Source organism: Gordonia sp. (in: high G+C Gram-positive bacteria) (assembly GCF_020438995.1).
Lineage (GTDB): Bacteria > Actinomycetota > Actinomycetes > Mycobacteriales > Mycobacteriaceae > Gordonia.
The window spans coordinates 1-10,696 of record NZ_JAGQTN010000090.1 but is presented as its reverse complement, the minus strand read 5'-3'; the positions used below and the strand labels follow the sequence as shown (position 1 = coordinate 10,696).

The following is a 10,696-nucleotide window of genomic DNA, read 5'->3' as shown; positions in this document are numbered from 1 at the left end:
GTTCCTGGCACCACCGATCGGACCGAATCATGACAACTCTGGCGCAGCGGTGGTCCGCATCGCTGATGAACAACTATGGAACCCCGCCGCTGGCACTGGTGGGCGGCAAGGGAGCCGTCGTCACCGATGCCGACGGGCGCGAGTACCTCGACTTGCTGGGTGGTATCGCGGTCAACGCGCTCGGGCACGCCCACCCGGCGATCATCGAGGCCGTCACCGAACAGCTCGGCACCCTCGGCCACGTGTCCAACCTGTACATAAATCCGCGCGTCGTCGAACTCGCGGAGCGGTTGCTCGACAAGTTCGGTCATCCGGGCAAGGCGTTCTTCTGCAACTCCGGCACCGAGGCAAATGAGGCCGCATTCAAACTGGCCCGGCTCACCGGACGTCCCGAGATCGTCGCCGCCGAGATGGGCTTTCACGGACGAACCATGGGAGCGCTGGCCATGACCGGCCAGCCGGGCAAACGCGCCCCGTTCGAACCGATGCCGCCCGGCGTCCGGTTCGTTCCGTACGGTGACGCCGACGCGCTGGACGCCGCCGTCACCGATCGGACCGCCGCGGTCATTCTCGAGCCCATCCAGGGTGAGGCCGGCGTGATCGTGCCGCCCGCGGACTATCTCGCGCACGCCAGACGGATCACCGCCGAACGCGGCGCCCTGCTGATCCTCGACGAAGTACAGACCGGCGTCGCCCGCACCGGGGCATTCTTCGCGCACCAGAACGCCGGCATCGTTCCCGACGTACTGACCCTCGCCAAGGGACTCGGCGGAGGACTGCCGATCGGCACCGTCCTGGCCACCGGACCGGCCGCCGACCTGTTCGGGCCGGGTCAGCACGGCACCACCTTCGGCGGTAACCCCGTTGCAGCGGCCGCAGCGCTCGCCGTCATCAACACGATCGACGACGACGGACTCACCGATCACGTTGCGGCAGTGGGTAAGACGATCGCCGCCGGTATCGAGGAACTCGGTCATCCGATGGTGACCGGCGTCCGTGGCGCAGGGCTGCTGCTCGGGGTGACTCTGGCGCAGCCCATCTCATCGGCCGTCGAGATGGCGGCACGCGACGCGGGCTATCTGATCAACGCGCCCGCGCCCGACGTGCTGCGACTCGCGCCACCACTCATTCTCACCGAGGATCAGGGCAGACAATTCGTCGGCGCACTGCCGGCGATCCTTGACGCGGCAACGCGCGACCAGGAGGCACCACAGTGACCCGGCACTTCTTGCGTGACGACGACGTCACCCCCGAGGAACAGGCACAGATACTTGCCCTTGCGGCCTCCGTCAAGGCCGACCCGTTCGGTGCACGGCCGCTCGAAGGGCCGCGTGGCGTGGGCGTGATCTTCGACAAGAACTCCACCCGCACCCGGTTCTCGTTCGAGCTCGGCGTCGCCCAGCTCGGCGGCCACGCGGTGGTCGTCGACGGCACCACCACCCAGCTCGGCCGCGACGAGACCATCGAGGACACCGCCCGCGTGCTGTCCCGGTTCGTCGAGGCGATCGTGTGGCGCACCTCCGGACATGAGCGGCTCGAAGCGATGGCGTCGCAGGCCTCGGTGCCGGTGATCAACGCCCTGTCGGACATGTGGCATCCGTGCCAGATCCTGGCCGACCTGCAGACCATCATCGAACGCAAGGGACGCACCGCAGGCCTGACGATGACCTACCTGGGCGACGGTGCCAACAACATGGCGCATTCGCTGGCACTCGGCGGGGTCACCGCCGGGATGCACGTCACGATCTCGGCTCCCGAAGGATTCGACCCGGACCCGGCCGTCATCGACGCGACTCGCGAACGTGCCGCTGCCACAGGTGGATCCATCACCCTCGAACGCGATCCCCGGGCCGCCGCGACCGGCGCGGACGTGCTCGTCACCGACACCTGGGTGTCGATGGGGCAGGAAAGCGACGGCAAGGACCGGCGCGCCCCGTTCCGGCCGTATCAGATCAACACCGAACTGCTGGCCCTGGCCGATCCGGAAGCGATTGTGCTGCATTGCCTTCCCGCGCACCGGGGTGACGAGATCACCGACGAGGTGATCGACGGACCGGCCAGCGTCGTCTTCGATGAGGCGGAGAACCGACTACACGCGCAGAAGGCCCTGCTGATCTGGTTGCTGGGGCAGTAGTGGTCGCGCCCGACACCCCCGCCGCCGATGCCACCGGTCGCCTGCCGGAGTCCCGGCTCGCACAGACCCGGGCGGGCCGGCACGCACTGATCGTCACTCTGTTGTCCACCCATCAGGTCCGCAGCCAGTCGGCGCTGCAGCAACTGCTGGCCGCAGAGGGCGTAGAGGCGACACAGGCGACGCTGTCCCGGGACCTCGACGAGTTGGGGGCGGTCAAGCTGCGGGCGGCGGACGGAGGTGCGGGCATCTACGTCGTTCCCGAGGACGGGTCACCGGTCCGCGGGGTGGCCGGCGGCACCGACCGGCTCGCGCGGCTGCTGTCCGAACTGCTCGTCTCCACCGACGCCAGCGGCAACCTCGCAGTGCTGCGCACTCCGCCTGGGGCCGCGCACTACCTGGCCAGCGCGATCGATCGGGCGAGTCTGTCCGACATCGTCGGCACCATCGCCGGCGACGACACGATCCTCGTGGTGGCCCGCGAGCCGCTCGACGGTGCCGGCCTGGCCCGGCGAATCGAGGGCCTGGTGTAACCGGCCCGACATCGACCAGACCACTCCCAGGTGACCACATCCCCCGAACACACGAGTCATCAGCACTCAATAGACTTTCCTCTCGACACAAAGGAGCGCACATCCCATGACCGAACGCGTTGTTCTCGCCTACTCCGGCGGCCTCGACACCTCCGTCGCCATCAGCTGGATCCAGAAGGAAACCGGCAAGGAGGTCGTGGCCGTGGCCCTCGATCTCGGCCAGGGCGGCGAGGACATGGAGGTGGTGCGTCAGCGTGCTCTCGACTGCGGTGCCGTAGAGGCCGTGGTGGTCGACGCCCGCGACGAGTTCGCCGACGAGTACTGCCTGCCGGCCATCACCTCGAACGCCTTGTACATGGACCGGTACCCGCTGGTATCGGCGCTCTCGCGGCCGCTGATCGCCAAGCACCTCGTGCAGGCGGCCCGCAATCACGGCGGCACCGTCGTCGCGCACGGCTGCACCGGCAAGGGCAACGACCAGGTGCGGTTCGAGGTCGCCTTCGCCACTCTCGCACCCGATCTCGATGTGCTCGCGCCGGTGCGTGACTACGCGTGGACCCGGGAGAAGGCGATCGCGTTCGCCGAGGAGAACGCCATCCCGATCAACGTCACCAAGAAGTCGCCGTTCTCGATCGACCAGAACGTGTGGGGCCGCGCCGTCGAAACCGGCTTCCTCGAAGACCTGTGGAACGCCCCCACCAAGGACGTCTACGACTACACCGACGACCCAACGCTCAACTGGCAGTCGCCCGACGAGGTCATCATCAGCTTCGACAAGGGCCGCCCCGTCGCCATCGACGGCCGCCCGGTGTCGGTGCTCGAGGCGATCGTCGAACTGAACCGGCGCGCGGGCGCGCAGGGCGTCGGCCGTCTCGACGTGGTCGAGGATCGGCTCGTGGGCATCAAGAGCCGCGAGGTGTACGAGGCACCGGGCGCGATGGTGCTGATCCGGGCACACGAAGAACTCGAGCACGTCACCATCGAACGCGAACTCGGCCGCTACAAGCGCGGTACCGACCGCAAGTGGGCCGAGCTGGTGTACGACGGCCTGTGGTTCTCGCCGCTGCGTCGTTCGCTGGAGGCTTTCGTCGACGCGACGCAGGCGCACGTCAGCGGCGACATCCGGCTCGTCCTGCACGGCGGTCATATCGCGGCCACCGGCCGGCGCAGCAGCGAGTCGTTGTACGACTTCAACCTCGCCACCTACGACGAGGGCGACAGCTTCGACCAGTCCGCGGCCCGCGGTTTCGTTGAGCTGCACGGACTTTCGTCCAAGATCTCGGCCAAGCGGGATCTGGGTCTGTGACCGCGAACACCGGCGGCTCCACCAACGAGGGTTCCCTGTGGGGCGGCCGGTTCGCCGACGGACCGGCCGCCGCCATGGCTGCGCTCAGCAAGTCGACGCACTTCGACTGGGTGCTGGCTCCCTATGACATCGAGGCGTCCAAGGCGCACGCCCGTGTGCTCAACAAGGCGGGTCTGCTAGTCGACGACGACCTGACCGCGATGCTGGCAGGCCTGGACCGGCTCGCGGCCGACGTCGCCGACGGCACCTTCGCGCCCGCCGAATCCGACGAGGACGTGCACGGTGCGCTCGAACGCGGGCTCATCGAGCGCGTCGGTGCCGAACTGGGAGGTCGCCTGCGCGCCGGCCGGTCCCGCAATGACCAGGTGGCCACGCTGTTCCGGATGTGGTTGCGCGATGCGATGCGACGGGTGGGGTCAGGGGTGCTCGACGTCGTCGAGGCCCTCACCGGTCAGGCCGCGGCCCATCCCGATGTGGTGATGCCCGGTAAGACGCACCTGCAGGCCGCACAGCCGGTGCTGCTGGCGCACCATCTGCTCGCGCACGCCCAGCCGCTGCTGCGTGATGTCGACCGCCTCGCCGATGCGGACCGCCGGACCGCGGTGTCCCCGTACGGGTCCGGGGCCCTGGCCGGTTCGTCGCTGGGTCTGGACCCGGCTGCGATCGCGGCCGATCTCGGATTCTCCGCGGCGGCCGAGAACTCGATCGACGCGACATCGTCGCGGGATTTCGCCGCCGAGGCGCTGTTCGTGTTCACGATGATCGCGGTGGACTTGTCGCGCCTGAGCGAAGAGATCATCATCTGGAGCACACCGGAATTCGGGTACGTCACATTGGCGGACGCATGGTCCACCGGAAGTTCGATCATGCCGCAGAAGAAGAATCCCGATGTCGCCGAGCTGGCCCGCGGCAAGACAGGCCGCCTCATCGGCGATCTGACGGGTCTGTTGGCGACTCTCAAAGCACAACCGCTGGCCTACAACCGTGACCTGCAGGAGGACAAGGAGCCGGTCTTCGACGCGGTGGCGCAGCTGGATCTGCTGCTACCCGCGATCACCGGCCTGGTGGCCACGCTCGAGTTCCATGCGGACCGGATGGCCGAACTCGCCCCGGCCGGCTTCACGCTGGCGACGGACATCGCTGAATGGCTTGTCCGGCAGGGAGTTCCGTTCCGGGTGGCACATGAGGTGGCCGGTGCGTGCGTGCGTGCCGCGGAGTCGCGAGGGGTCGGTCTCGACGATCTCGACGACGAGGTGCTCGCGGGTATTGATCCGGCACTCACACCCGAGGTCCGGGACGTGCTGACGGTGCGTGGGTCGATCGAGTCTCGCGATGCTCTGGGCGGAACGTCGTCCAGTCAGGTCCGGCGGCAACTCGCGGTCATCTCGGAGGCGTTACCCGGTCTTCGTGACCGGTGGCCGGCCGGTGCGAGACGGTAGCGGTGCTCGCATCGCGTTCAAGTGGGTACAGTGAGCGCACGCCGTGACATGTGGGTCGCTTGACCAGGTAGGAGTTGGGTGAAGATGGTGGGATTCGGAATTCCTGGTGTGGGCGCCGCGGTCGAGCGCGTGCTCGCCACCGCACAGAACGGGCTGGAGGTACTGCGCTTCGGCTCACTCGACACCGGGATCGATCCCACACCGTTCATCGTTGCCGAGAACGAGCCGATGTTCCGGCTCCGGCGGTACTTTCCCGACGACCCGGGAACAGGTCCGCATGTCTTGCTTATCCCACCGCTGATGGTGGCCGCCAACGTCTACGACGTCACCGAGACCAATGGAGCGGTGTCGATCCTGCACCAGCACGGCATCATCCCGTGGGTGATCGACTTCGGATCACCCGACGCGGAGGAGGGCGGGCTCGAGCGCACGCTGGCCGACCACGTGCTGGCGGTCAACCGGGCGATCGACATCGTCGTCGAGACCGCGGGCCGCGACATCCACCTCTCGGGCTACTCGCAGGGCGGTATGTTCGCCTACCAGGCGGCCTCGTACCGGCAATCCAAGAACATCAAGAGCATCACCAGCTACGGCAGCCCGGTCGATGTGCTCGGTGGCCTGCCGATGCATGTTCCCGCATCCATCGCCGCACCGGTCTCGGAGTTCCTCGCCGACAATGTGGTCAACCGGCTGTGGATCCCGGGTTGGATGTCGCGCACCGGTTTTCAGATGCTCGATCCGGTGAAGACGATCAAGGGCCGGATCGACTTCCTGCGCAAACTCCACGACCGCGACGCACTGCTGCCACGAGAGGAAGCACGCAGGTTCCTTGAGGTCGACGGCTGGGTGGCCTGGTCCGGTCCGGCGATCGCCGAGTTGCTGCGCCAATTCGTGGCCCACAACCGGATGATGTCGGGCGGCTTCGTGATCGACGGTGTGCTGGTGTCTCTCACCGAACTCACGATGCCGATCCTCGCGTTCGTGGGCACCGCCGACGACATCGGACAGCCGGTGGCCGTGCGCGGTATCGTCCGGGCCGCCTCCCGCGCCGAGGTTTACGAATCCACCATGCCGGTCGGGCATTTCGGACTGGTGGTGGGTAGTGCCGCGGGTGCGCACTCGTGGCCGACAACCGCCGAATGGATCAACTGGCACGAGGGCATCGGCCCCCGGCCCGAGGTCATCGAGAAGATGGCCGAGGTACCCGAAGGCGGCCAGGGATCCGGCGTCAGTCTGTCTTCGCGGTTGACGCACGGTTTCGGGTCGGTGGCGATGGCCGGAGCCAATCTGACCAAGGACATCGCCGATGCGGCCGGTTCGCTGCAGCGCACCACTGTGGCCGTGGCGCGCGAGTCAGTGCGCAGCGTGCCGATGATGCTCAGCCGCATGGGACAGATTCAGGCCGACACCCAGATCTCGCTGGGCAAGCTGATGTCGGAGAACACCAAGCGCGGCGGTGACAAAGAGCTGTTCCTGTTCGAGAATCGGGTTCTCACGCACCGACAGGTGAACACTCGCATCAACAACGTCGTCGCGGGCCTGATCCACTGCGGTATCCGGCCCGGAACCCCGATTGGTGTGCTGATGGAGACGCGTCCCAGCGCACTGGTTGTCGTCGCCGCGCTGTCGCGGCTCGGTGCGGTCGCCGTGATGCTGTCGCCCGACGCCGATCTGGGGGAGATGCTGCGTGTGACGCATTGTGCGGCCGTCGTCACCGACCCCGACAATCTGGAAGCGGCGCGTTCGGGTTGCGACCACGTACTCGTTCTCGGCGGTGGCAGCGGCCAGTCGCGCCGGATCGCCGGAGCCGACGGTACATCCGTGGTCGACATGGAACAGATCGAGCCGTCCGCCGTCGAGATCCCGAAGTGGTACCGGCCCGATCCCGGTGTCGCCGGTGACGTGGCCTTCATCCTGTTCACCCGGTCGGGCGGCAAGCTCAACCCGTGGCGCGTCACCAACCACAGGTTCGCGATGTCCGCTTTCGGTGCCGCGTCGGCAGCTGCGCTGACCGACCGCGACACCGTCTACTGCCTCCCGCCGCTGCATCACGCGTCGGGTCTGCTGACCACTATCGGCGCGGCCGTCGCCGGACGGTCCAGGATCGCCCTCTCGAATGCCATCGAACCGGAGACGTTCGCCGCCGAGATCGATCGATACGGCGTCACCGTCGTGTCGTACACCTGGTCGATGCTGCGGGAAGTGATCCGCGCGGACGATCTGCAGATCAATCGCTACAACCCGATCCGGCTGTTCATGGGTTCGGGGATGCCTGGCGGACTCTGGAACGACGTCACCGACACCTTCCCGAGGGCCCGGGTCCTGGAGTTCTTCGCCACCGCGGACGGTTCGGTGATCCTGGCCAACGTCGCCGGCGACAAGCCGGGCGCGATGGGACAGTCGCTGCCCGGAACGAACCACGTCGAACTGGCGGCCTGGGATGTGGCCAACGATCGTCTGATCATCGACGACTCCGGATTCGTGCGGAAAGCGGATGCCGGAATGCCCGGCCTGCTGCTCTCGCGAGCAACACACCGCTTCGACACCAACGGAACCGTCCTGCGTGGTGTGTTCGCGCCCGGTGACCGCTGGGAGGTCGTCCCGCAGCTGTTCGTGCGTGACGTGGATAACGACCTGTGGTTGGTGTCGGCACTGGATCGGGTGATCCACAGCGCCGACGGTCCGCTGTTCAGTCCGCCGGTCGAGTATCACCTCTCCCAGGTCGACGGCGTCGATCAGGTGGCCGCGTACCCGGTGGGCGAGGCCGGTAGCCAGATCATGGTCGCTGCCCTCACCCTGCGCACAGGCGCATCGGCGGACTCGTTGACGGTTACCGCTTTGCGTCTCGCTCTCGGTGAGGTACCGGCGGCACTGCGACCGCATCTGATCTGCGTGGTCGATGAAATCCCCGTGTCGAGTTCGTACCGGCCACTAGCCGCCGCGCTCGCGGCGAACGGTATTCCCGAACCGGGCCTCAAGGTCTGGTATCGGGACGACGAGGGCCGCTACCGGCGCTACACAAAGAACATCGCGGCGGAGATCGACTGGTCCCACCGGACATTGCAACGCCGGGACCAGCCGAGTGTGTCGCGCTGATCGCCGATAGGGTGGCATTCGGCCGGCGACCTGCCGGACACCGCACCGGTGACGTCAATGAAAGAGGAATCGCGTGAGCACACGGGCAGGGTCGATCCCGCAGGTCGTCCGGGAGCGTCTGGTATGTCCGCAGGATCACGGTCCGCTGCTCGACGCGGGCGACGAACTCTACAACCCGCGGTTGCGCGTCGCGTACCCGATCGACGCCGACGGCATCCCGGACATGCTGGTCAGCGATGCGCGTTCGGTGACGGACGACGCCGAACACGCGCACTTGAGTTCGTCCCACTGACAGTGCGGTCGTCGGGTACTCGGACGTCGGGTCCGGTGGTGTCGGTGGCGTTCGCGGTAGATGGCAGGATTGACCCGTGACGACAGACCAGATTCAGCAGTCCGGTGACAGCTCCGAGGCCGAACCCACGGGTCCCGGCCACGATGACCTCATCGACGAGCTCACCTGGCGCGGGCTGATCGCCCAGTCGACAGACATCGACGAACTGCGGTCCGCCTTGAGTGCGCCGATCTCGCTGTACGCCGGGTTCGACCCGACGGCGTCGAGCCTGCACGCAGGCCATCTGGTCCCGTTGCTCACCTTGCGGCGCTTCCAGCTCGCCGGTCACCGGCCCGTGGTACTGGCGGGCGGCGCCACCGGGCTTATCGGTGATCCGCGTGATGTGGGGGAGCGCTCGATGCACTCCACCGACACCGTCGCCGAGTGGGCCACCCGCATCGCCGACCAGCTTCGCAGGTTCGTCGCCATCGATGACTCGGCGAACAGCGCGGTCCTGGTGGACAACATGCAGTGGACCTCGCAGATGAGCGCCGTCGACTTCCTGCGCGACGTCGGAAAGCACTTCTCTGTCAATGTGATGCTCGCCCGGGAGACGATCCGCCGGCGACTGGAGAGCGACGGCATCAGCTACACCGAGTTCAGCTATGTGTTGCTGCAGTCCAACGACTTCCTCGAACTGCGCCGCCGGTACGGGTGTGTGCTCCAGATCGGCGGCTCGGATCAGTGGGGCAACATCGTCGGAGGCGTCGACCTCATTCGCCGGGTCGACGGTGAGTCGGCGCACGCCATGACCGTTCCGCTGGTCACCTCGTCCGACGGGAAGAAGTTCGGCAAGTCCACCGGCGGAGGAAGCCTATGGCTCGATCCCGAACTCACCAGCCCGTATGTCTGGTACCAGTACTTCGTCAATACCGCCGACGCCGATGTCGTCCGCTACCTGCGCTGGTTCACGTTTCTGGACCGCGATGAGATCGATGAACTCGAACGCGCGACTGCCGAGACTCCGCACCTGCGTCTGGCGCAGAAGCGACTTGCCGCGGAGATGACCACGCTCATCCACGGCGCCGAGCAGACCGCAGCCGTCGAACTCGCCAGCCAGGCGCTGTTCGGCCGGGCCGAACTGGGTGCACTCGACGAGAGCACGCTCGCCGCGGCGGTGGGAGAGACCACGGTGGCAGACTTCGGCGGCGAGCGGCCGACCCTCATCGAACTGCTGGTCGCAACCGGCCTGTCGGACAGCAACAAGGCCGCCCGGCGTGCTGTCGAAGAAGGCGGCGCATATATCAACAACGTCAAGATCACCGACCCACAGTGGGTTCCGTCGGACAGCGACCTACTGCATGGTCGATGGCTGGTGGTGCGCCGCGGGAAGAGGAGCTTCGCCGGCGCGCGAGTTGCCTTCTGACCAGGCGATTTGACCTCGTGTTAGCGCCTGTGTAACTTAGTTGAAGCATCGCCGAGAGCAACCGCCCCGGAATCAAGCGAAACCGGGCGGGCTTGGCTGTCTGTGACACGAGAGTCTTGCACTCGGCGGTCGTAGGCAGGGTCCAGCCGACCGTGATCACCAGAACCGAAGAGCCGCGATTTGCGAAGCGGAAATCGACTCTGGTAGGCTGGGGGAGTTGCCCCGGAGAGGGTGACGAACTCCAAAATTGAGCAGGGCTCGCTGAAGTTCGCCGGCTGTTGTGGTTGGTGGTGTTGGTGGGTGTGTGTTCTTTGAGAACTCGATAGTGTGTGACAAACTTTGTTTGATGCCAACTTTTTTGTTGGTAGTCAAGAGTTTTTAAGAAAATTTTTGGATGCCAGTTTTGTTTTTTTGAGGATTTTTTGGTCAGGTTTTTGTCTCTCTGGCTTGAAAATATTGTGTTGAAACTGTTTGGTTTCGATGTTTTTTCATGG

Annotated in this window: 8 protein-coding genes; all 8 read left to right on the top strand. The window is 66.3% G+C overall.

Annotated elements, in window-relative coordinates; translation table 11 throughout:
* Positions 1-26: 26 nt before the first annotated feature.
* The 8 genes from KDB67_RS07810 to tyrS all read left to right on the top strand — a co-directional run bounded on the left by KDB67_RS07810 (position 27) and on the right by tyrS (position 10,202).
* Complete coding sequence (locus KDB67_RS07810) at positions 27-1,217, top strand: acetylornithine transaminase (protein ID WP_291014473.1); 1,191 nt, start codon at positions 27-29, stop codon at positions 1,215-1,217.
* The gene (argF, locus tag KDB67_RS07805; RefSeq protein ID WP_291014468.1) at positions 1,214-2,134 is read left to right on the top strand and encodes an ornithine carbamoyltransferase; all 921 of its coding nucleotides are present in this window, start codon (positions 1,214-1,216) and stop codon (positions 2,132-2,134) included. Before KDB67_RS07810 ends, argF begins: the two co-directional genes overlap by 4 nt.
* On the top strand, positions 2,134-2,664 hold the full coding sequence (locus KDB67_RS07800) for an arginine repressor (protein ID WP_291014466.1): 531 nt from the start codon (positions 2,134-2,136) through the stop codon (positions 2,662-2,664). The genes argF and KDB67_RS07800 overlap by 1 nt, the downstream gene beginning before the upstream one ends.
* A gap of 106 nt (positions 2,665-2,770) precedes the next feature.
* Positions 2,771-3,970, top strand: coding sequence for an argininosuccinate synthase (locus KDB67_RS07795; RefSeq protein ID WP_291014464.1), 1,200 nt, complete (start codon positions 2,771-2,773; stop codon positions 3,968-3,970).
* Positions 3,967-5,409 carry an argininosuccinate lyase gene (gene argH / locus KDB67_RS07790; RefSeq protein ID WP_291014462.1) on the top strand — a complete coding sequence of 481 codons (1,443 nt, stop codon included), beginning with the start codon at positions 3,967-3,969 and terminating at the stop codon, positions 5,407-5,409. Before KDB67_RS07795 ends, argH begins: the two co-directional genes overlap by 4 nt.
* Positions 5,410-5,493: 84 nt before the next feature.
* Positions 5,494-8,505 (top strand): AMP-binding protein, encoded by a 3,012-nt coding sequence (locus KDB67_RS07785; RefSeq protein ID WP_291014460.1) that lies wholly within the window; start codon positions 5,494-5,496, stop codon positions 8,503-8,505.
* A 73-nt stretch (positions 8,506-8,578) separates the two neighbouring features.
* Positions 8,579-8,797: a Trm112 family protein gene (locus KDB67_RS07780; RefSeq protein WP_291014458.1), complete on the top strand. Its 219-nt coding sequence runs from the start codon at positions 8,579-8,581 to the stop codon at positions 8,795-8,797.
* A 91-nt stretch (positions 8,798-8,888) separates the two neighbouring features.
* Positions 8,889-10,202: a tyrosine--tRNA ligase gene (gene tyrS / locus KDB67_RS07775; RefSeq protein WP_291014470.1), complete on the top strand. Its 1,314-nt coding sequence runs from the start codon at positions 8,889-8,891 to the stop codon at positions 10,200-10,202.
* The last annotated feature ends 494 nt before the right edge of the window (positions 10,203-10,696 follow it).